Source organism: Paenibacillus validus NBRC 15382 (assembly GCF_004000985.1).
Taxonomy (GTDB): domain Bacteria; phylum Bacillota; class Bacilli; order Paenibacillales; family NBRC-103111; genus Paenibacillus_G; species Paenibacillus_G validus.
The window spans coordinates 57,606-79,186 of sequence record NZ_BIMH01000022.1 but is presented as its reverse complement, the minus strand read 5'-3'; the positions used below and the strand labels follow the sequence as shown (position 1 = coordinate 79,186).

General features: G+C 45.8%; 23 protein-coding genes. All 23 read right to left on the bottom strand.

Annotation, left to right across the window (positions count from 1 at the left end; translation table 11 throughout):
- The coding region (locus PVA01S_RS15615) for a TRAP transporter small permease (RefSeq protein WP_164751856.1) at positions 1–375 on the bottom strand (375 nt) is incomplete at its 3' end.
- Positions 376–452: 77 nt separating this feature from the next.
- Entirely contained in the window at positions 453–1,352 is a 900-nt protein-coding gene (locus PVA01S_RS15610; RefSeq protein WP_244932970.1) for a TRAP transporter substrate-binding protein, read from the bottom strand.
- A gap of 284 nt (positions 1,353–1,636) precedes the next feature.
- Entirely contained in the window at positions 1,637–1,903 is a 267-nt protein-coding gene (locus PVA01S_RS15605; RefSeq protein ID WP_127608383.1) for a YciI family protein, read from the bottom strand.
- 19 nt (positions 1,904–1,922) lie between these two features.
- Positions 1,923–2,729, bottom strand: coding sequence for a DODA-type extradiol aromatic ring-opening family dioxygenase (locus PVA01S_RS15600; RefSeq protein WP_127608382.1), 807 nt, complete (start codon positions 2,727–2,729; stop codon positions 1,923–1,925).
- Between the two features lie 18 nt (positions 2,730–2,747).
- Positions 2,748–3,380: a fumarylacetoacetate hydrolase family protein gene (locus PVA01S_RS15595; protein WP_269058703.1), complete on the bottom strand. Its 633-nt coding sequence runs from the start codon at positions 3,378–3,380 to the stop codon at positions 2,748–2,750.
- 28 nt (positions 3,381–3,408) lie between these two features.
- Complete coding sequence (locus tag PVA01S_RS15590) at positions 3,409–4,320, bottom strand: sugar phosphate isomerase/epimerase family protein (RefSeq protein ID WP_127608381.1); 912 nt, start codon at positions 4,318–4,320, stop codon at positions 3,409–3,411.
- Positions 4,320–4,784, bottom strand: a complete 465-nt coding sequence (locus PVA01S_RS15585) for a type II 3-dehydroquinate dehydratase (RefSeq protein ID WP_412760900.1) — start codon at positions 4,782–4,784, stop codon at positions 4,320–4,322. Before PVA01S_RS15585 ends, PVA01S_RS15590 begins: the two co-directional genes overlap by 1 nt.
- 123 nt (positions 4,785–4,907) lie before the next feature.
- Positions 4,908–5,927: a LacI family DNA-binding transcriptional regulator gene (locus tag PVA01S_RS15580; protein WP_127608379.1), complete on the bottom strand. Its 1,020-nt coding sequence runs from the start codon at positions 5,925–5,927 to the stop codon at positions 4,908–4,910.
- Between the two features lie 34 nt (positions 5,928–5,961).
- Complete coding sequence (locus PVA01S_RS15575; protein ID WP_127608378.1) at positions 5,962–6,957, bottom strand: zinc-dependent alcohol dehydrogenase; 996 nt, start codon at positions 6,955–6,957, stop codon at positions 5,962–5,964.
- A gap of 270 nt (positions 6,958–7,227) precedes the next feature.
- Entirely contained in the window at positions 7,228–7,548 is a 321-nt protein-coding gene (locus PVA01S_RS15570) for a MocE family 2Fe-2S type ferredoxin (protein ID WP_127608377.1), read from the bottom strand.
- A complete protein-coding gene (locus PVA01S_RS15565) occupies positions 7,545–8,663 on the bottom strand; it encodes a fatty acid desaturase family protein (protein WP_127608376.1) in 1,119 nt (372 codons plus the stop codon). Before PVA01S_RS15565 ends, PVA01S_RS15570 begins: the two co-directional genes overlap by 4 nt.
- 24 nt (positions 8,664–8,687) lie before the next feature.
- On the bottom strand, positions 8,688–9,683 hold the full coding sequence (locus tag PVA01S_RS15560) for an ABC transporter permease (protein WP_244932969.1): 996 nt from the start codon (positions 9,681–9,683) through the stop codon (positions 8,688–8,690).
- Positions 9,684–9,741: 58 nt separating this feature from the next.
- Positions 9,742–11,238 (bottom strand): sugar ABC transporter ATP-binding protein, encoded by a 1,497-nt coding sequence (locus PVA01S_RS15555; protein ID WP_127608375.1) that lies wholly within the window; start codon positions 11,236–11,238, stop codon positions 9,742–9,744.
- A gap of 81 nt (positions 11,239–11,319) precedes the next feature.
- Entirely contained in the window at positions 11,320–12,330 is a 1,011-nt protein-coding gene (locus PVA01S_RS15550) for a sugar ABC transporter substrate-binding protein (protein WP_164751855.1), read from the bottom strand.
- Positions 12,331–12,365: 35 nt separating this feature from the next.
- Complete coding sequence (locus PVA01S_RS15545) at positions 12,366–13,199, bottom strand: sugar phosphate isomerase/epimerase family protein (RefSeq protein WP_054799325.1); 834 nt, start codon at positions 13,197–13,199, stop codon at positions 12,366–12,368.
- A complete protein-coding gene (locus tag PVA01S_RS15540; protein WP_127608387.1) occupies positions 13,196–14,164 on the bottom strand; it encodes a sugar phosphate isomerase/epimerase family protein in 969 nt (322 codons plus the stop codon). Before PVA01S_RS15540 ends, PVA01S_RS15545 begins: the two co-directional genes overlap by 4 nt.
- Positions 14,165–14,183: 19 nt before the next feature.
- Positions 14,184–14,972, bottom strand: a complete 789-nt coding sequence (locus PVA01S_RS15535; RefSeq protein ID WP_164751854.1) for an SDR family NAD(P)-dependent oxidoreductase — start codon at positions 14,970–14,972, stop codon at positions 14,184–14,186.
- 173 nt (positions 14,973–15,145) lie between these two features.
- Positions 15,146–16,186 (bottom strand): LacI family DNA-binding transcriptional regulator, encoded by a 1,041-nt coding sequence (locus PVA01S_RS15530; RefSeq protein ID WP_127608372.1) that lies wholly within the window; start codon positions 16,184–16,186, stop codon positions 15,146–15,148.
- Between the two features lie 285 nt (positions 16,187–16,471).
- Positions 16,472–17,149 carry an HAD family hydrolase gene (locus tag PVA01S_RS15525; protein ID WP_164751853.1) on the bottom strand — a complete coding sequence of 226 codons (678 nt, stop codon included), beginning with the start codon at positions 17,147–17,149 and terminating at the stop codon, positions 16,472–16,474.
- Between the two features lie 252 nt (positions 17,150–17,401).
- Complete coding sequence (locus PVA01S_RS15520; protein WP_127608370.1) at positions 17,402–18,262, bottom strand: carbohydrate ABC transporter permease; 861 nt, start codon at positions 18,260–18,262, stop codon at positions 17,402–17,404.
- 15 nt (positions 18,263–18,277) lie between these two features.
- On the bottom strand, positions 18,278–19,207 hold the full coding sequence (locus PVA01S_RS15515; RefSeq protein ID WP_127608369.1) for a carbohydrate ABC transporter permease: 930 nt from the start codon (positions 19,205–19,207) through the stop codon (positions 18,278–18,280).
- Between the two features lie 23 nt (positions 19,208–19,230).
- Positions 19,231–20,613 (bottom strand): extracellular solute-binding protein, encoded by a 1,383-nt coding sequence (locus tag PVA01S_RS15510; protein ID WP_127608368.1) that lies wholly within the window; start codon positions 20,611–20,613, stop codon positions 19,231–19,233.
- 57 nt (positions 20,614–20,670) lie between these two features.
- Entirely contained in the window at positions 20,671–21,579 is a 909-nt protein-coding gene (locus PVA01S_RS15505) for an amidohydrolase family protein (RefSeq protein WP_127608367.1), read from the bottom strand.
- Positions 21,580–21,581: the final 2 nt, after the last annotated feature.

Here is a 21,581-nt window from a genome sequence, read left to right as displayed (position 1 = left end):
GAGAGGCAGCTGCGTGGCCGGAGCGCGCGTATGGACACTAAGAAGCGTCATCTTCCAGCTTCCTTCTCCAACGAGGTAAAGCATGTAAACAACGACTGCATTGCTCGCCATATAGACAACCCTCTTCAGGAACGGCGGCAGCTTCTTCACCAGGGTGTCGACGCCAAGATGCTCATTATCTTTTACCGCTACAATCGCACCAAAAAACACCAGGTATACGAATAGAAAGCGGGACATTTCATCCGACCACGTTATACCTGAATCAAAGAGATAGCGCAGCACGACGTTGCCGAATACGAGGATCGCCATTGCGGTTAAACACAGCGCCATCAGCACATTGATAATCAGCTTTGAAAGCGAAGTTATCTTTTCCATACTTTCCTCCGATTCCAGTTCTTCTGCTAAAGGGCCCTTAGGAATCATTTCTCCCTAAGAGCCTGCTTGTTCCTGAACTATTTTACGGCTTCCAACAACCTGTTAACGAGATCTTCACCGATAATTGGCTTGTATTTGTCGTAAACCGGCTGCAATTTATCAACAAATTTCTGTTTCTCTTCCGGTGACAATGTGGTGACCGTCATCTTATTCTTCGTTAAGAAATCATACGCGTCGGCCGTTTCCTTCTGATTCTCCTGGCGCTGCCAGGCCGTAGCTTCTGTTGCGGCTTTCTTCAAGGCTTCCTTCTCTTTATCGGATAATTGCTCCCAGAATTTATTGCTGACAAGCAGCGGGCTCGCATTGTAGACATGCCCGGTCTTCGTTATGTATTTTTGTACCTCGTAGAACTTGTTGAGCTTCACGTTACCCGAAGGATTTTCCTGTCCGTCAACCACCCTTTGCTCAAGAGCGGTAAACAACTCGGTAATGGCCATAGGCGTAGGTACGGCCCCCAGCGTCTTCCACAGCTCAATATGCAGCTCATTTTCCAGCGTTCTGATTTTTAATCCTTTTACATCGTCAACCGATTTTACTTCTCTTTTATTATTGGTAAGATCACGGAATCCGTTTTCCATATAAGATAATCCGACGACGCCCGCAGCAGGCAGATCATTCAATAGCTCCTGGCCAATTTTACCGTCCAGGACCTTGTAGGCCGTATCCGTATCTTTGAACAAGAAAGGCAGGTCGAAGACGTTGAATCGTTTGGCGAATGAAGCGATAGGCCCCGTTGACATGGTCGCGCCTTGGATGGATCCGATCTTCATGCCTTCAAATACGGCAATATCGCCGCCTAATTGCCCATCGGCAAAAACCTCCACTTTGACCGAACCGCCTGTTTCTTTCTCGACGATTTCGCCGAACTTAACAAGTCCTCTTGTTAAAGAGCGGTCTTTGGCGTTTGCACTCGCCATCTTCATGACCTTCAGACAACCGATAAGACTGATTCCCCTTGATTTCTCTTCAGCAGTAAACCACAATCTTGTTCCCAGGTCACCTCCAGAAGATATTAAGCGCTTTCAAACCGGATGATTGAAGGCAATATGACAAATTTTAGATCGATCTAAATCTACTTTGGAGCAACCCTCTGTTTGCATAGTTTTTTTTACTGTTCCGCTTTTGGATCGATCTAAGAATAGTATTATTGTAAGCTTTTATTGTAAGCGTTGTCAATGATTTCCCTTGAATTTTACAAACGTTATTCAACCAGCTTCATTTCCCACTCGCGAATTTCATAAGTGCGTGCACCCTGAACAATAAAGGGATCGTTCTCAACGAATAATCGCACTTCATCCAGCGTATCCGCCTTATAAATAACAAGCCCCCCGCTCGCATCGGAAAACCTTCCTTTCGCGAATACATGGTCTTTTTTGCTAAGATCCTTTAAATAGTCCAAATGCTCCTCGCGGTATTTCTGATTCTTTTCCAGATCCAACATATTCGTTATCACTGCAAAATATTTCATTGAGAAAGCTCCTCCTTGTTTACTTAAGTTCAAAGAAAAAGTGGGGGTTTCCACTGCCGGATGATTGCGCATAGCCTAAATAGGAAGCATGAAACTCATCTTGACCTAAAACTCCTAATAGTGCCGCTACGTGTCTTCCTCCAGATTCAACATCAGCAGCCACTGAGAACTGAGGAAGCATTTCCCAGGCGGTAACATAGTTGCCTTCTACGAGAAGTTGAATGAATCTGTCGTCCAATGCCTTCTCGGATATCGTAGGCATATTTGAGCGGCCGCGAGTGAGATGATGCGATAACGCTCCGCTGCTGGCAAAAACAGTCCGTTTCTTGCTTGCCCGAAGCACCTTGCCGATTTGCTGCCCCCACCTATAGGTCTCTTCCAGACTGGCAGACATATTACACGATAGATCGATCACCGGAATATCTCCATCCGGTATATAATACCGAAGCGGGACAAGCGTACCATAATCCCATATATAGGTTGGTTCATTAAATGAAACTACAGGGATGCCCGCCTGTTTTCCCGCTTCAGCTAAGTCATTAGCGAGCTCTTCATCCCCCGGATAATCAAACGGAATGTTTGCGATCATATCCGGGTGTTCCCTTGCTGTCAAAAAGCCCTTATGGAACGGCGTAGCATCCACATAATGATTCCAATTCGTAAGAAAATGGCTGGATATAAGAACAAGGACATCCGGCTTTAATGCTTTGATTTTTGCCCGCTGTTGATGAAACGCATCCACGATCGACAACTGAAAGTCAGGCACCTTATCCTCGTACAAAAGCGATGGTGCATGCGAGCTTAATAGGGCTAACTCTAGCGACATATCAAATCCACCTTTCCATTATGATTTCAATATAATTTGGCATGAACCGATAATTTCTTCTCCCCATTGAATCTCTAAATGATCATGATCTTGCAGTGTACCAATCCCCTCGGGCGTCCCTGTATAAATGAGATCGCCGGTTCCTAGGCCGAAGTTTAGGGCAATGTAATCAATCAATGTTTGAAGAGAGAAAATCATATTTTTGATATTCCCGATCTGTAATGTTTCCCCGTTTTTGATCAGTCTAAAATCCTTCGTCAGGTCGGACTGCCCGGAAATCTCCCGGAATTCGCCGATTGAGCAGGAGCTCCGAAACCCTTTGGCAGGAAGCCAGGGCTGCCCCTTTTTCTTGATTTCGTTCAATACATTCCGATAAGTAAAATCAATGCCAATGGTCATTTTGTCAACCAGCTCTTCAACCTGAATACCCGGCACATAGTCTTTGCCCATATGGAGTACGATCTCCGCCTCGCCATTCACTTCTCCATACTTTCCGGACAACGCGATGACGCTGCCGTTCATGGGCTCCAACGAATGCGTGGGCTTCAAAAAGATGATCGGACTTTCCGAAATCGCATTTCCCATCTCTTTCGCAAAGGAATAATAATTACGCCCTACGCAATAAATATTTCGAATCTTCAAATTGTCCAATGTCTCCCCACCCCCCCAAAAAGATTTCCTATACCTGCTGCCAAGCAGCTCGTAGAGTGCGTTTCGCTTGTGCAATAAGCACCTCCGAGGATTCTCCAGGAGCGGGCTTGATTTCAAATGAAAGCGTGCGGTTTCTCCCTTCCTGTAAGTAGCCTATATCAAGCAACGCACGAAGATATTCTGCTAATTCTGAAATGCCGATCTCGCTGTCCGGGTAGCCGAAACGAGGATGTTTATCGCCATACAAGGGGTCATTCGAATTACGGATCAAGCAGTTCCCCATATGCGCATGCTTGAGGTAATCTCTTGTCGCAGTTAAAGCTTCGGACGGAGATTCGCCCAGCATTGGCAAATGACTAAGATCAACCATTAGACCAAATGTAGGATCGACTTTCCGAACCTCTTGTGCGACTTCAACAGCCAATTCGGAAGGTCCGATCAAGCAGCGGAAATCCGTTTGATGATCGAACGGTTCCAACAAAATTTCCAAATCGCCTTTGGAACGCGCATAATTGCAAATGTCTTGAATCGATTCAATGAAGTATCCGACCGATCGCTCTCTACATGCAGGACCAGGATCTTTCCCCGACATCAAAGCTAGATTTGCCGCCCCAAGATGATAGGCTTGATCAATAGCTCCTTTCACCAGCTCAATCGACCGTTTCCTTTCCTCGTCCTGCATCGCATTGAGATTTCCTTGATTCCCCAATAAAACCGGATGCGCACTAAAGCCCACTGTAACACCGGAGCTTTGCAGCAATTGTTTAACCTGATCGGCCGTTTCCGGATCGGGAGCGGAGGTGATCTCAATAGCGTCGAAAAATTCATCCTCAATAATAGTAGAAATGGTGCGCACATAATGTTCACTGGATTTCGATTGAGGAAACACCATGAATTGTACGATACCCACCCGCATGAAATCGTGTAAGCTTTGCCGCATTAAGGCTGCCCCCCTGCCTCTTCCCGCTTCATTCGATTGCAGAGCGCTTCTGCGGCATACCGGTACACATCGACGCCAAGACCAACAATTTGTCCCGTAACGACCGCGGATAATACGAGATGATGCCGGAATGTCTCACGCATGTGAACGTTGGTGATATGCACTTCGATGGTCGGCCGTTTAATATCCTCCAAGCAGTCCCTCAATGCAACCCCGTAATGGCCTAGCGCCCCGGGATTTATAATGATGCCCATGGCGCCCGGACCGTGCTCCTGTAGGAAATCGATCAAAGCGCCCTCATGGTTGGATTGAATATCTCGAACTTCGACTCTATAAGTGTCTGCAACGGAGCGAACAAGCTGAATGACATCGCTTAAGGTTTGACTACCGTATAGCTCAGGTAAGCGGAGACCTAACCTGTTCAAGTTAGGGCCGTTCACGACGACTAAATAGGGTTTCTCCACCATGCTCACTCCTTTCATATTGAATTAAAACAAAGATTAGATCGATCTAAATCAGGCGGGTAAAATACAGCTGCATCCGGGTGAACTGACGAGCTGCATGTTTGCTTTACACGATGTTCATGCTCACATCGAGCACGATTCGCGAATAACAAGTTCCGGCTTTAAAATAATACGCTGAACATGGTCTTCATTACCCATAATCCGTTTGTGAAGCAGATTCGCCGCATTAGTACCGACAAGAATGGGTGAAGCCATAACCGTCGTGAGAGCCGGGCTCGTCATCGCCGCCTCTTCAATATTGTCATAGCCGACCACCGCCAGATCACGACCTGGCATCAAGCCGGCTTCCTTCAAGCCCAGCATGACACCGAATGCGACGACATCGTTATAACAGAATACCGCCGTAGGAGGATTCGGCTGATTAAGGACCTGCTGCAGTGCTTCCCTTCCGCCTTGTCGTGTGGCAGCACTGGTCACAACCAATGAATCGTCAAACGGCAAACCAGCTTGCTGCAGAGCGCGTATATAGCCTCGTTGTCTATCCATCCTTGCGGAGGATTCAGAAGGACCGCCGAGAAAAGCAATTCTGCGGTGCCCCTTCTCAATGAGATAATCGACAGCCAACTTTCCTCCAAGCACGTTATCTATTCCGACATAATCGGAGTTCGAGTTGGCCGGTTCCTTGGTTACAAGGACCACAGGAATATCCCATTGTTTCAACCGGTCGATGACAGCCGGGGAGCTTCCTGAAACAGGGCTCATAATAACCCCGCCTACCCTGTACTCCAACATCTTGGACAAGAGCTGATCCTGCTTTTCTGCGGACTCAAACGTAGTACCCAGAATCACCGTATACCCTTTGGTATCCAGTTCCTGATGGACACCAACCAGAAGCTCCGAGAAGAAAGGGTTGCCAATTTCCGTGATGATAAGACCGACTGTCGATGAGTTGCGGGAACGTAAATTCGCGGCAACGCGATCGTATACATAACCCAGCTCCTTCATCGACTCGAGCACTTTCTTACGTGTACGCTCGGCTACCAGATTGCTGCCTCGTACGATCAATGAGGCGGTTGCCCGCGATACCCCGGCATGATCGGCCACCTGCTGCAAGGTTACACGAGATCCTCTTTCCTGCTTCATAGTTCTCACCTTTTCCACTAACGGTTTAAACTAATTATACAGGATTTTTCTTGAAATCCAACAGAACCTTCCCATAGTTGCCGGACAACGCATCCTCGAACGCATGTTTATAGTCGGTGAATGGGATGATTTTGGATACGATCGGCTGGACGTTAAAGTTTGTATCTCTTAAGTATTCCATCGCGTGCTGAAAGTCATCGGGAATGTTGTAGATGATCGATCCATACAAGGTGATTTCGCTTCTTACTACACGGATGACCGGAATGGTTGCCTCTGGCGTGAGTCCGATCAGAATCATTTGCCCCCCTGGCCTCACAAGCCGCAGCCCGTTCTCGAACGCACTTTGCGCTCCGGCTGCCTCAACAACGATATCAAACGTTTCCCCTTTCAGTTCATCCGGGTGAATCACCCTGATGTCGCCAAGCGTTTTAATGAGCTCCAGTTTGATGGGATTGATGTCCATCGCCGTAACGTCGGCGCCCAAATAATGGGCTAAGGCGACGGCGAGCATGCCTTCGTTTCCACACCCGAGAACAGCAACGGTTGTCCCCTTCGTTATGTGAACCTTCTTGAACGCATGCACAATGACGGCAAACGGCTCTACCAGAACCGCTCTTTCATCGGGAAGATCGTCGGGAACCGGCATGACATACTTCGATGAAATAATAAATTGCTCGGAGAAGCCGCCGTTAACGGTCACGCCCAGCGACTTCTTCTCCGGACAAATATTGGTTTGGCCGTTCAGACAGTTTACGCATTCACCGCAGTATGAATTAGGCTGGACGATAATCCTTGTCCCCAACTCGTAAGGAACGTTCTTTCCCGCCTCGATGATATGCCCAAGCAGCTCATGTCCCGGTCGGAGCGGATAAGAAGCATGCGTCAATTTCCCCAGAAACACACTAAGATCCGAACCGCAAATCCCGCCATACACCAATCTGATCTTCACTTCGTCGTCCTTCAAGGCCGGTAATGCTTCCATACTTCTTAGTTCCATTTGCTTTGGCTTATTCAGGAATAATTCCAGCAATGTTATCCCACCTTTGATGTTAAAGCTTTCTATTTTTAGATCGATCTAAAAACATCAAGTGTTAAGCCCGAAGGTTAAAATACCGGAATCACCTGGATTTAGATCGATCTAATTTGTTTCTAAAAAAATATCACCAACTGCTTCCATTTTAAATCTGTTTTGGAAGCGGTGTCAATATATTTTTAAATGTTTGGCCCATGTCCTCCCGCCGGAAAGAGGGCTGCCGTGACCGCGGCAGCCCTCACTTTTGTAATTTCATGTCCCAAGACCCTAGTCCATCTTTATAAAAACCTTTCCTGCTTCAACCTTAACCGGATAAGTCTTAATCTTCACACAGATAGGTGCGCGTTTTGCTTCGCCCGTTATAAAATCTAATCGTCCATTATGTTTAGGGCATTCAATTTGGGTGCCGATTACAAGGCCATTTGCCAAGTGAAACTTTTCGTGGGTGCAGTAGCCGTCGGTCGCGTAAAATTCGTCCTTGTCCGTACGATAGATCGCGAAAGTTTTTTCACCATAATCAAAACGGATGACGTCCTCCTCGTCGATATCGTCGACCGCACATGATTCAATCCAATTCTCATGATTCATACGGATTCCCTCCAAATAGGATCAACCTCTCTCCCTGCCACCGTTCCAAACGGATGCGGACCATACCGATACGGGCGCGCCGTGCTGGGTAGAGGGCGTACAATCGTATACGTGGGGTCTTTTCGCTGTTTCCGCAGCGCTGTGAAAACCTCCTTGACGGCTGCCCAAGTGCTAGGGCTTGCCGCCGGGCAGTCAGGTTTCATCTCTTCATGCAAGGCTGGCAGAGCATGATACGGAACCATCGGGAACATATGATGCTCTACGTGATAGTTCATGTTCCAATAAAGGAACCTGAAAATCGGGTTCATATAGACGGTACGCGTGTTTAAACGATGATCAAGCACATCTTCGCTTAGACCCAAATGTTGAATAAACCCGGTAATGAGAACCCCGATGAAGCCATAAAATGTCGGAAGGCCGATAAACATGGCCGGCAGTATGCTTTGCATATAAACACATGAAGCTATGACCGCCAGAAAGATGAATACCCATACACGCGCTTCCCAACACACTTTTCTGCGCTCTGAGACAGGAATATAGCTCTCTTCCTCTTTGTCCATTTTGCCAAAGAAATGTAAGATCACCCTTTTGAGGTCTCGTGGTCCGCCATGCAAACGAAAAATTTCCATGAGTATGATGCGCCAGATTGGCGGCCTCTCGGCGACAATCTCGGGATCGCGGCCGACGATAATGGTGTCGGTATGATGTCGGGCATGGCTCCATCGCCAAGGCGTCGCCGGAAACAAGCACATGAATGAGGAGATCTGGTAAAGGACTTCGTTCATCCAAGGCGTCTTGAAGGCGGTTCCATGACCGCATTCGTGCCACCGCGAATTGCCGGGCAAAGCGTATACGACGCCGTAAAGAAAGAATGCCGGAATCGCCCACCAAGTCCCCCATGAATAATACGCAGCAACCCCCAAGCCAATAAGAGCAGCGAACCAGATTAGCGTATCGCGTATGGCCGGTCCGTCCTTTCGCTTCATCAGCTCCTTCAACCGTTGACGAGGAATCGGACAAGTGTACCACTCCGCAGCGGCAAGTCCCTTTTCCTCGGCCTTCCTGTTTTCCGGTCCAGTAAGGCTATAGTCTCTTCTTTTACTTGTATTGGCCATGATTTTCCCCTCCTTGTTCATTCTTTATTGATTTCTATATTTATCCAGTATGATGGCCCCTACAATAATTACTCCCTTCAATACCTGCTGCCAATACCCGGACACATGCATCAAATCCATTCCGTTATTTAAAACACCGATGATGAGAGCTCCTATTAAGGTTCCGACGATCGTACCAACGCCGCCCATCAAACTTGTTCCACCGATGACTACAGCCGCGATGGCATCCAATTCATAACCTAAACCGGCGGTTGGCTGTCCCGCCCCGATTCGAGAAGCCAACATAATGCCGGCTACGCCTGCCATTAAACCGCCGTACATATATACAAACAACAAGGTTCTTTTCACATTGATACCGGATACAACCGCGGCCTGTTCATTCCCGCCGATCGCGTAGATGCTTTTCCCGAGTCGGGTATGTCTAAGGATGATATGAGACACGATCCCGACCAACACCAGCACATAGATCATGAAAGGAATTCCAAATACATATCCTCTGCCAATAAAATCGAATTCTTTTGAAAAACCTGTAATAGGATGCCCATCGCTGAATATATAGGAAACCCCTCTGGCAGATATCATCATGCCTAGCGTAACGATAAAAGCGGGTATTTTCAAATTAGCGACAATTAATCCATTAATCAATCCTGCTGCAACACCAAGTGAAAGCCCCACGATAATGGATACTACCAAAGGATATTCACCGGGATGCGCGTACATGGCTGATGCTACGGATACAATGGCTACGATTGACCCTGGAGATAAATCAATACCGGTTGTTATAATGATCATCGTCAAGCCGAAACCTATAATGGCAATCAAAGTAATTTGTCTGACAATATTCAGCAAGTTCACTGACGTAAGGAAGTTCGGCTCAATGATCGATAATATGATCACCATGGCCAGCAGGATAAAGAAAATCGTGAACTTATTAAGAATATGCAGCAATTTTTTAATATCAAATAATGACTGCTTATTGGGGATTTCCATATTGGATGCCTCTATTTTGGGGGTTGCCATATCATGCACTCCTAACTCATTCATTTATTTTCAGCCGTTGATGATACATGTAAGTGTTTCAATTCACGAATCCGGTTGCATATTTCATAATCTTATCTTGGTTAGCTTCTGCTCTTGATAATTCTCCAGAAATTTTACCTTCGTGCATAACAATAATTCTATCGCTCATCCCTAGCACTTCCGGCATCTCAGAGGAAATCATAATGACAGCTTTGCCTTCCTCGACCAATTTACCCATTAGAGCATGTATTTCTGACTTCGCTCCTACGTCAACTCCCCTTGTAGGTTCATCCAGGATGATGACTTCAGCATCCGTTAAAAGCCATTTCGCAATTAATACTTTCTGCTGATTTCCCCCACTTAAATTTTTAACTTTCTGGTTAATATCAGGTGTTTTAACCCCCAAGAGCTCCCTTTGTTTATTGCATTCATTTCTGATCTTCCCTTCATTCATGAATATTCCCTTCGCATATTTTTCCAAACTGGCTGCGATCATATTGTCTTTTACAGAATGGGGTAGAAACAGTCCTGTTAATTTCCTATCCTCAGTAATAAATGCCAATCCATTTTTTTTAGCGTCTTCTGGAGATTTAATATCCACTTTTTTACCATGGAAAAATATTTCCCCTTCATCCGGTTTAGCGAGTCCGAAAAGACTTTCCATGACTTCTGATCTTCCTGATCCCATCAAGCCTGCAATACCAAGTATTTCTCCTTTTCGGAGTTGGAATGAGATATTATTAAATTTTCCTTTTAAAGACAGATTTTTTACCTCTAAGACCTTCTCCCCAATCCTAACCTCCTTCTTGGGAAACAGCTCTTTCAATTCCCTGCCAACCATCATGGAAATTAAATCTTGTTGGGTCAGTTCTTTTACGTGTTTACTATCTACCAATTCCCCGTCTCTTAACACCGTAATTTCGTCAGCTATCTCAAAGATTTCGTCCATTTTATGGGAAATATAAATAATGGATACTCCCTTATTCGTAAGTGAGCGTATGATCTTAAACAAATGAGCAACTTCCCGGTCCGTAATTGCCGAGGTTGGCTCATCCATAATAATGATTTCGGAATTGTAAGAGATCGCTTTGGCAATCTCGACCAGCTGCATTCTTGCAATGGAGAGGTCTTTCATTTTCGTTTTCGGGTCAATCGAAATTTCTAAGCTTTCTAATAAATGACGGGTGTCCTCGTTTAATTTTTTCTCATTTACCCAAAATTTTGCGAAAAGAGGTTCTCTTCCTAAAAAAATATTTTCTGCAACGGTCATATCATAAACAGAAGTTAACTCCTGGTGTATCATAGAAATTCCGTTCTTCAGAGAATCTCTAGGATTGAGCATCCCAATTTCTTTGCCCCTTAACTTGATCCGTCCGGTTTCAGGCCAGTATATGCCCCCTAAAATCTTCATGAGTGTAGACTTTCCCGCTCCATTCTCACCCATCAAAGCATGTACGGTTCCTTTCCTAACTTTAAAACTTACGTCTTCTAAAGCCCGTACGCCCGGGAATGTTTTGGATATATGCTCCATTTCCAGTACATATTGTTCTTGCATCCTATTCCCTCATTTCAGGAGGACAAGTACCAACATGAAGCGGTTGGTACCTATCCTATTTTTTTATAGTAAGTATAAAGTTTACTTTTTGCCGTAAATGGCAAGATATTTATCGGCTTCTTCAGGTTTGACACGTTTATAAGGAATAATATATTCTTTTTCCAGTTTTTCACCATTCAGTACTTTAACAGCAAGTTCCACACCTTTGGCGCCTTGACCAAAAGCATCCTGAAACACAGTAACTTTCAGTTTACCTGCTTTCAACATATTTAAAGCGTCAGGTGTTGCGTCAATGCCTCCAACTACAACTTGCTCCAGTAAACCGGCATCTTCAAGTGCTTTTACAGCTCCGACCGCCATTTCATCGTTATGAGCAACAATTGCATTAAATTTGCCTTTTAAGTCTGACTGAATCCAGTTCTCAACCTTCTTCATGCCTTCTTCTCTATTCCATTTACCGGAATCCTCTGCAAGAACTTTAATGTCAGGATGCTTTTTAAGAATATTTGCAATACCTTGGTGTCTTTCGATCTGAGGTTCATGACCATACCAGCCTTGCAATTCAATCATATTACCCTTTCCACCCATAACTTCGGCCATTGCTTCCATCAAGATTTCTCCGGATTCTACAGAACTGGAACCTGCATATGCGTAAGCAGCAACCTGGTCGGCATTCGGTACTTTGGTGTTTACATTGATCAGAGGAATTCCTGCTTTGGCGATTAAATCCACAGCCGGCCTAGAACCTTCACTATCTCCCGGTACGAAAATGATGGCATCCACTTTTTGGGCAATAAAGTTCTCAACCTGACCCAATTGAACCGTGGAGTCGAACTTTCCATCTACGTAAACAAATTGAACATCGGGATATTTTTTGGCCTCCACCTTCATTCCATCCATGATGTATGCATGAAACTGTGCGCTGAAATCCCCGATTAAAACACCTACCACTTTCTTTTTATTTTTTGCCGGGGTTTCAGATGAGGCAGCGGATGGGGTCCCCGAATTGGATGCATCACTCGAACAACCGGAGAAAATCAGCGCCAAACAAAACAAGGTAAACAACATGACCAGATTTCTTTTCGCCTTCATGGATAAATCCCCCTTAATTGAGATAGGATTGTGCATTACGATCTGAAGTGTTTCTTTAAATACGCGAGCGATTCCGTCGCATAGGTATAGATCCATTCCATCGCAGGATGTCCCTTATCAGCTTGAAAAGGATTGGCACCAGGAGCACAACATTCAACAACAACCGTTCCGTTAAACGCAGCCTTTTGGATACCGGATACAAATGGAGCAAAGTTGATATGGCCTCTTCCTAACGCCTGCCGGTTACTGTCTGCAACATGAAGGATTTCCAAATGGTCTTTCACGGTGAAGAACGGCGTTTCCATATCTTTTTCTTCCACGTTCATATGATAGGAATCCAATAACGTTTTTACGTTGGGATGCCCCACCTCTTGAACAAATTGCAAGGCATGCTCCGCTGTATTCACTATACAGCTTTCATAACGATTTAAAGGCTCGATTACCAGTGTGACATCCCATTCACTTGCTTGATCTGTTAATTTTTGAACGGAATCAACCGCCCATTTCCAATCTTCCCCCGGATTTCCCATCAAAGCTGTTTTCCCTACAGCCGAGGGGCATACAACAAGATAGCTGCCTTCGACTTCTTTCACCGCTTCTATTTGCCGTTTGAAATATTCAACAGCACGCTGACGATGAGCCGCACTTCGATTAGCCAAATCCTGCTCTTCACAAGGCCAGCCGGTATCTCCAGTTAATCCTCCGATGTCTAAGGACAGATCCTTCGATAGGCGTAAAAGTTCCTTCCAATTATATTCATTCACTGCTGCACGGATTTCAATAGCGTCATAACCTGTCTCAGATACAAATTTCATGACCTTTTCGATGGGCTCATTTCCAAATGTCCAGCTGCAGATAGAAAATTTCATAGTAAGCCTACTCCTCTAGCAGAATCAAAATCCCGCGGCATCGCTTCTTGCAATACTTTAGTAGATTTCTTTACCGAAGTTAGTTGATCCATACTTAAATCTTCATTCTCAAGACTTATGGGTCCATCGTAACCCATCATTCTAACCACCGTAAAAAATTCACTCCACCAATGAACATCATGCCCATAGCCCAAAGCTACGTAATTCCATGAACGCTCAAAAAAACGATCTATCGTTCTTGTATCAAGAACCCCGTCCGTTCCAACGAATCCTCTTTCAATACGTACGTCTTTGGCATGAATATGATAAATCGCAGCTCCTAAATGTCTTGCAGCTAAAATTGGATCTCCTCCCATCCAAAACAAGTGGCTTGGATCAAGGTTCATTCCAACCATTTCTCCCACCTGGTTTCTTAATTTGATCAGCGTCTGCGGATTATAAACCAGCTGACACCCATGATTTTCTAAAGCAATCTTTTCGATCCCATGTTCTTTTGCTTGCTTCACCGTTTTTTCCCAATAGGGGAATGCGATTTCATTCCATTGCCAGTTCAGAACTTCTGTAGTCAATGGCGGCCAGCTCGTTGTGATCCAGTTAGGGATTGTATCCTTCGGACCTCCACCTGGAAGTCCAGACATCATAACAATCGTTTTTACTCCCAACATTTCCGCGAGTCTAAAGGTTTTTTCCACTACTACCTGATGTGCCCTTCCTTCTTCATTTGGGGCTAATTGATTACCAGAACAATTCAATGCTTCTATTTCAAGCCCCTCACCTTTGACAGCGCTTACAAATTTATCTCGTTTCAATTCACTCTCCAGAAGTTCATCTAAGTCTATATGGGGTGCTTTCGACCAATTACCACATGCAAACTCTAAAGACTCATAGCCTAAAGATGCGGATGCAGCAAGCATTTCTATAAAAGACATGTTCCCCAGTGAATCTGTCACAAGGCAGAGTCGCACTACGATCACTCCTTCTCCATCAAATGATTGTTTTTCCACCGGCAATGGTCAATGATACTCCCGTAATATAATTTGCTTTCTCGCTGCTTAAAAACAGCATAAATTCTGCTATTTCTTCAGGCTCCGCCATTCTCTTCATCGGTACCTGACTTGTTAATGTTTCTTCATATTCTTTTGGCGTCATCCCCTCGATCGGTCCTCTCTTTTGGAACACCTGCTGGATCATTTCGGTATTTACATAGCCGGGGCAAACGGCATTGACCGCAATCCCATATTCCGCTAGTTCCAGACCAAGCACCTGGGTTAGCGAATTTACCCCTGCTTTTGAAGCGCTATACGGCCCGTTTCCAAGTTCGCCAATCTTCGAAGCTTGAGATGAAATTGTAATAATTTTCCCGTTTTTAACGTTGTTGTTAATCATATTTTTTGCTACACGTCTGCTGAGTAAATAAACCGATTTCAAATTCACATTGAAAACTCGATCCCATTCTTCTTCTTCAACATCCAGGATCAAACTGGAGGTAGAGATGCCGGCACAATTTGCCAATACGTCAATTGTTGTGAACCTGGATTCAACTTCATCCAATGCGTGATTAATCTCTAGCGAAGAAGTTACATCTACCTTGAGAGGCAATGCTTGTACCCCCAGGGCTTCGATTTCTTTTGCAGCTGCTTCAACGCTTTCCTTGTTTACATCCATCAATACAACATTGGCTCCATGTTCGGCATACTTCATGGCTAATGCCTTTCCCATTCCTCTGGCAGCCCCGGTAACCATACATATCTTTCCCTCTAACCATTTCTCCACACTCAACATCCTTTCTTAGTATCAAATTCAAACGCATGTATGATTTTAAGCAACCGTATGCATAAATCTGAAAAAAGTAAATGCAGCACTGTATCCTATGACGCATACGGTTGCATTATATTCAAAAAAAATTAAAAGATTACACCTGATTTTAAATAACAAGAAGTAGGATGTTATGTTCGGCTTATTTGGCTGCCACATGATTCTCTAATGACTAATTTAGGTTCAATTACTGTTTTTTGTTTTACGTTTGACTTCTTGGAGTTTAACAGCGCTACTAATCGATCACAAGTTAACTCCGCAAGCTCTTTAGTAGGTTGATGAATTGTGGTTAAATGTGGTTTGAAAAATTCACAGATCTCGATATTATCGTAACCGACCACCGCAATATCGTTCGGCACATCAATTCCCCGATCCTTCAATGCTGAGATTACGCCTAACGCCATCAAGTCATTTTGAGCAAAGATAGCCGTAATTTCTTTTAATACTCCTTCGTTTTCCTTAATAACCTGATAACCCGACTTAAAAGTTGTATCTCCAAAAAACAACATCTTATCATCAAACTCAAGACCATGATCGGTGAAAGCCGATTTAAAACCTTCCGTTCTTAATCTAAACTCATCGCCTCCAACATTTGCGGAAATACACAAAATATTTTTATGTCCTAGATTCAACAGATGTTCGGAAGCCAAATACCCTCCTTTAAATTGATTCACATAAACAAAATCCACTTCCTCGGTTTTGTAAATATCAGGCAAATACTTGCAAAAAACATAAGGGACATTCATTTTCTCCAAAAAAGTTACGGTGTCACGATCTAACTCCGGTTGCAAAATAATGAGCCCATCAACTTTTCTTCCCGTAATTAGCTTTTTAATATTATTTTGCTTCGTAAATCTATTCTCAAATAAGGATACGATGACGTCTAGGTTTAGACGTTCCAGATTTTCCATCAACTCATCTTGCCAGGATTTGAAATTAATATCAAACCCGTAGTCAAGCAAAATTCTCGGAAAAATGACGCCTATCGTGTGCGTTTTGTTAGTACTCAAACTTCTTGCGTTAGCATTGAATTGAAAGCCGTTTTGTTGGGCGATTTGCAGTACTCTCTTCTTGGTTTCCTCTGAAATTGTTGGACTATTATTTAAGCAACGTGATACTGTAGATTGACTTACGTTTGCAATTCGCGCAATATCCTTTGTTGTAATCGGCATACTCCCCTACATCCTTCACTTTATAATGCATACGCTTGCGTTGTTGAAATTATTATATATAATTCCATATTTTATGTAAAGGATAAAATAATCAGATTATTCATTTTTTTCTGTGACGGTCCATAATTCGTAGTTTTATTCACACCTCAACCCGGGTTTTTCGAAAGCTCTACACAATGGGCCATTACTTTGCAAGATATCGTACTGGAAAAATAGAGAACCAAGACATAACTTATGGGGCTGTCCCGCTTTATTTAAGCCCGCTTTCGAGCTTCCGTCCGGATATTAACGCCTTATCAAGGCTCCTACAATTTCAGACAGCCGGTTTATAATAATATCCGGCGCCATGCCCGATAAAGGTATACGCTGTTCCCTGGCATAACCCTGTCTCACCCAAACCGTGCCCATCCCCAGCGCTTGCGCCGGCAGAATATCGTTGTCAATCCGATCGCCTACCATAACCGCCTGCTCCGGTGAACATTTCGCTTCCTCCAATGCCATATGGAAAAACTTCGGATCGGGCTTGGACAGCCCCGCCTCTGCGGAAGAGCATACGACGGAAATGTAGGGGAGCAAGCCGTAGTTCTCCAGACGATCGGAGGTGCCTATGCTTTGATTGGCAATAATCCCGATTTTATAATGCTCGGCCAAGCGGAACAGCACCTCTTTTGCTTCGGGAAAAGGCTGCTCCAGGTGCTTCTCATATTTCATTTGACCCCGTATTTGAATGCGTGCTTCTTCGGAAGGAATCAACGCTTCCATGACCTGCCACATCGGCCTGGTACTGAACGACGTGTAAGCCTCCGTCAATCCATCTTTTACAGCTTTCTCGGATACCGTATAACCCAATAGGCCCGCATAGCGCACAAATTGTTCGATGCTGCTCTGAAACGGCAGCGATTCATCCACCAGGGTATCACCCACATCAAAAAAAATCCATTGAAGCTTGTTTCTATCTATCATCTCCGCTTGTCCATGCATCCCTTCTGCTTTCTGATCTCCCCCGGCTTCTTACCGATCCCCATGAATAAAAGCCCTTCTATTCATTGCTGCACTACAAAAAAGAGACAGAGCATCCCAAGAAAAGTGTTCTTAAGAATGATCCGTCCCCAGTTGTCCGGTAGACTAGCTGTGTAAATCGACTTATATCAGGTATTATACTAGGATTAATACGCATTTCAATACTTTTTTCATGCACAACGAATTCCCTTATTTTTACTTCAGCCCGGTCAGTGCGACTCCGCGAATAATTTGTTTTTGAAAGACAAGAAAAATAAGAATCAACGGAGTAATCGATATGCAGGCGCCCGTCATGATCAGTACCCACCCGCTGCTGTCCTTAAGTTCACTGGAAAATAGGGCGAGGCCGACAGGCACCGTCAGATTTTCCTTCGTTTGGGTCACAATAAGAGGCCAGATAAAAGAATTCCAATTGCCCAGAAAGGATAAAATGCAAAGCGTCGCCAAGGCAGGCTTGATCAGCGGGACTGCAATCCGCACCAGAATTCCCCATTCGCTCATGCCGTCGATTCTCGCCGCATCCAGCAGGTCATTAGGCACGGACTCCATAAACTGCTTCATCAGGAAAATGCCGAAAGCGGAAATGAGACCCGGGAACAAAATTCCCGAATATGTATCGACCAAGTTTAACTTGACCGATAGAAGATACCAAGGAATGATCAGCATCTCCGTCGGCACCATTAATGTGCTTAAGATGGCTATAAAAATGATCTTTTTCCCATGAAAAGAAAATTTAGCCATAATGTAACCGATCACAGTGTCAAAAAAGCAAACGCTAACGGTGGTCAGCCCAGCTATAATGAAGCTGTTCAGCATCCACTTCGCGAAGGGTGCCTTCACGAATATCTGCGCATAATTGCTCAAGGTGGCCGGACTGGGAATAAGGTTGAGCGTGAACAAGTCTTTAGGCTCTCTGAGAGAGGTCGCAAGCATCCACAAGAACGGGAACAGCATCATAATGGCACCGGCGGCAAGAATCACGTAAGGTGCGGCGCGAAGCCAATAAACCGGATGGACGCCTGCGGCAGCGGACGTCCTCTTGAGGGATAGGCTCATAACGAACGCTCCTTATTAATATTCGATTTTTTTATTCAGCAGTTTTAATTGCAGCAAAGATAAAGCCAGGATGAAGGCGAACAATACAACCGTAGCGGCGGCGGCTTCCCCCATTTTAAAATGCTTGAAGGCAAGATTGTAAATGTGCAGCACTAAAGATAAAGTGGAATTCAGCGGCCCGCCGTCCGTCATGCTCAACACCTGTGTAAAGGTTTGCAGAAAGCCGATGCTGCCGATGACGACTGAAAATACGATGACCGGGTTTAGCAGCGGCAGCGTAATATGACGGAACCTCTGCCATGCCCCCGCTCCATCGATAGCAGCAGCATCATAATACAAGGTCGGAATATGTTGCAGCCCAGCCAGGAAAATCAGCATCTGAAATCCGACCGCCTGCCAAATGATAACCAAAATGATCAAATAAATCGCTTGAGAGGGAGAACCGAGAAACAGCTGCGGTGATAACCCAAGCTCCAGAAACAGCGCGTTGGCAATCCCGTTTCTCATCAATATCCACCGGAATACCCAGCTGACCGCCACAATACTGGTCACATAGGGAATGAAATAAACGACGCGGTACAACCCGCGAAAGCGGGTAATGCTCTGCAGCAGCAGAGCTATCGAAAGCCCGGCGATCAACTGCCCCGGAACGCCTACAAGCACATACACGAACGTGTTCCGCAAAGCGGACAAAAATACTTCGTCTTGAAACAGCGTCACGAAATTGGCTAGGCCGACAAACGGCTTATCCTCGGAAAGCATATCCCATTCCCGCAAGCTGATATTAAATGAGTACAGAATCGGCGCAATGCGGATCGTAATAAAGAAAATAAGCGGCACGATCAGGCATCCGTAAATAAACAGGTACCTCTGCTGTTTCACGCTAAGTCCCTTCGGCGCTGCAACCTCCGGTTTTACTGCAGGCAGCGATTCGGCTTTTTCCATTGGAATTCACCTCTCCCCGAACCTTACTTCTTGTCCTGCTTCGCCCAGTAATCGTCATACAGCTTCTGGGTTTTGGCCACCAGCTCATCGAAGGCTGTCTTGTAGTCTGTTTTATTCAGGAGTATTTGATCAACCGCTTGCGTGAAGTAGTCTCTTTCCAGCTTTTCATCTACAAAGAAGTGGGAGTTGGCGACGGAAAGCTGTTCGATGAACGGCCCAAGCTTTTCATCCTTCGTATATTTTTCCTGCAAGGCAACTTCCTTCTTCGCAGGCAGCTCGCCGATTTTTTCCACCCACTGCTCCTGAACCTCCTTGCTTGTCAGAAACTTCAGGAATTCGGTCGCCGCCTCCAGCTTCTTGCCCTCCACATTTTTCGGAATCGCATTCGCCCAGAAGGACGCTTGCGTCGCCTTCGATTTGTAGGAAGGGAGCGGCGCGATAGCATAGTTCAAGTTCGGCGGATCCCTCTTGATGCTTCCGAGCTGGAAGGAACCGTCTACATTCATCGCTGCGTGGCCGCCTTTGAATGCGGTAATATCATCATTATAAAAACCGTTGATGCCGACCTTATGCTTAACCGCCAGATCGACAAGATAACTGAACGCCTCGAGTCCTGCCAGTGAGTCGTTCCACAGCAGCTTGCGGCGATCCTCGCTGATATCCTTGCCTCCCGCCTGATAAATCAGGGCATCGCGGAACCAATGATGAAGCTGGGCGCCCGGCTGCCAGGCAAGTCCTTCCACAACGAACTGGCCGTTTTTATCGGTCTCCGTCAGCTTTTTTGCATAAGTAATCAGCTCCTCCCAGGTAGCCGGAGGCTTGCTCGGATCCAGACCCGCTTTCGTAAACAGGTCCTTGTTGTAAAAGAGACCCAGCGTCCGTACTGCCGTGGGAATAGCGTAATATTTACCGTTCAGCTTAGCCGCATCGACAAAAGGAAAAAACTCCGCTTTGACCTTCGCTTCCGAAAACTCGCTCTCCGGCAGCGGCTGCAAATAACCGGAAGACACATATTTAGGCAGCCAACCATAGTAAAGGTTGATCACATCCGGCCCCTTTCCTGCCGGAACGAGCGTAGCTACCTTTTCGTTGTATTGATCATAAGGAAAATTCGTATGCTTGATAGTAATATTCGGATGCGTTTTTTGAAAATCCTGGATCAATTTATTCACCAGCTCGACTTTTGCCGGAAATTCGTACTGCCAATATTCAATCGTGATTTTCTCGTCGGAAGCTGTGGGCTGGGCTCCTTTCGGAGCTTCGGCGACGGGCTTCGCGTTGTCCGCTTGCGCAGCCCCCGAGCCGGAGCAGCCGGACAATACCGTCAGGGCGCTCAGGGAGAGCGCAGAAAGCAGTGCCGCTTTTCCCGTAATCTTTTGAACCTCTTGCCTGGAATGCTTTCTCATCGTAGTCCCTCTCCCCTACATTTGTACGATTTACCTTACAAGTATCTTGAAATGCCTTCATGACAATAAGTTCAAAAGCCTCCTGGCGTTGTTGCCGAATATGCTTTCGATGTCCTCTTCACTAAACCTGAGCTCCCGGCAGACGCGGACCTGATCCTGCAAATACCGGTAAACGTAGCCTCTCGGAAAGCTGCCGGAATCCGTTCCGAATACAATACGTTTGGGTCCGATTAATTCGTACGTTTTGCGGAAGAGCGTTTCCAGAGTCAGCTCGTATGGCGTCCAGCGCATCCATTGGTTGGAGCCGGAAGTATCGATGTAAATGTTCGGGCAACCCCAGCACAGATGAAGCAGCTCCTGAAAATAACCGGCCCCAAAGTGCGGAATGATGAACGGGATATCGGGATACTCCCGGGCTACGTTGAAAATGGAGAGCGGGTTAATATTCAGGTGGTGCACAATGCCTCCCGTGTGACCCAGAAGTCCAAAGTGGATGAGTACGGGCAGCCGTCTTTCCGCAAGGAATCTCCAAACAGGCGTCAAAGAGGGGTCGTGAAACGGAATTTGCACCAGCGGTCCGAACAGCTTGTAGCCCTTTAACCCCAGCACGTCGACTGCCCGTTCCAGCTCCTCGGCGGCGTCGGGCGATTCGATTGAATGGTGGGCAAAGCCTGTAAACCTGTCGGGATATCTGCTGATTTGTGCGGCCAAATCGTCATTGTCGGCTGCGGTTAAAAAATTCAATCCGCCGATCCCGTAGCGGTCGAGCGATTCGACCCAGCGTTCGATGATCGGCTTGTCGGGTGTCGCAGGCTCGCTATCGGCGGCCGGGAAGTCCCAGGCCAGGCGCATGTTCTCGGCTCGCTGCTTGTTAAAAGCCGTTACTACCGGGTTACGCGTCATAAACCCGAAAGGATAGGGCAGGTGTCCGTGGATGTCATAGACTCGGAATCCATTCGTGAACATAG

Excerpts from the sequence above, each read along its gene's own strand:
- PVA01S_RS15610 (WP_244932970.1), bottom strand. The coding sequence starts at position 1,352 with ATGGCGAGTGCAAACGCCAAAGACCGCTCTTTAACAAGAGGACTTGTT.
- PVA01S_RS15605 (WP_127608383.1), bottom strand. The coding sequence starts at position 1,903 with ATGAAATATTTTGCAGTGATAACGAATATGTTGGATCTGGAAAAGAAT.
- PVA01S_RS15600 (WP_127608382.1), bottom strand. The coding sequence starts at position 2,729 with ATGTCGCTAGAGTTAGCCCTATTAAGCTCGCATGCACCATCGCTTTTG.
- PVA01S_RS15590 (WP_127608381.1), bottom strand. The coding sequence starts at position 4,320 with ATGCGGCAAAGCTTACACGATTTCATGCGGGTGGGTATCGTACAATTC.
- PVA01S_RS15580 (WP_127608379.1), bottom strand. The coding sequence starts at position 5,927 with ATGAAGCAGGAAAGAGGATCTCGTGTAACCTTGCAGCAGGTGGCCGAT.
- PVA01S_RS15570 (WP_127608377.1), bottom strand. The coding sequence starts at position 7,548 with ATGAATCATGAGAATTGGATTGAATCATGTGCGGTCGACGATATCGAC.
- PVA01S_RS15565 (WP_127608376.1), bottom strand. The coding sequence starts at position 8,663 with ATGGCCAATACAAGTAAAAGAAGAGACTATAGCCTTACTGGACCGGAA.
- PVA01S_RS15560 (WP_244932969.1), bottom strand. The coding sequence starts at position 9,683 with ATGGCAACCCCCAAAATAGAGGCATCCAATATGGAAATCCCCAATAAG.
- PVA01S_RS15555 (WP_127608375.1), bottom strand. The coding sequence starts at position 11,238 with ATGCAAGAACAATATGTACTGGAAATGGAGCATATATCCAAAACATTC.
- PVA01S_RS15550 (WP_164751855.1), bottom strand. The coding sequence starts at position 12,330 with ATGAAGGCGAAAAGAAATCTGGTCATGTTGTTTACCTTGTTTTGTTTG.
- PVA01S_RS15545 (WP_054799325.1), bottom strand. The coding sequence starts at position 13,199 with ATGAAATTTTCTATCTGCAGCTGGACATTTGGAAATGAGCCCATCGAA.
- PVA01S_RS15530 (WP_127608372.1), bottom strand. The coding sequence starts at position 16,186 with ATGCCGATTACAACAAAGGATATTGCGCGAATTGCAAACGTAAGTCAA.
- PVA01S_RS15525 (WP_164751853.1), bottom strand. The coding sequence starts at position 17,149 with ATGATAGATAGAAACAAGCTTCAATGGATTTTTTTTGATGTGGGTGAT.
- PVA01S_RS15520 (WP_127608370.1), bottom strand. The coding sequence starts at position 18,262 with ATGAGCCTATCCCTCAAGAGGACGTCCGCTGCCGCAGGCGTCCATCCG.
- PVA01S_RS15515 (WP_127608369.1), bottom strand. The coding sequence starts at position 19,207 with ATGGAAAAAGCCGAATCGCTGCCTGCAGTAAAACCGGAGGTTGCAGCG.
- PVA01S_RS15510 (WP_127608368.1), bottom strand. The coding sequence starts at position 20,613 with ATGAGAAAGCATTCCAGGCAAGAGGTTCAAAAGATTACGGGAAAAGCG.
- PVA01S_RS15505 (WP_127608367.1), bottom strand. The coding sequence starts at position 21,579 with ATGTTCACGAATGGATTCCGAGTCTATGACATCCACGGACACCTGCCC.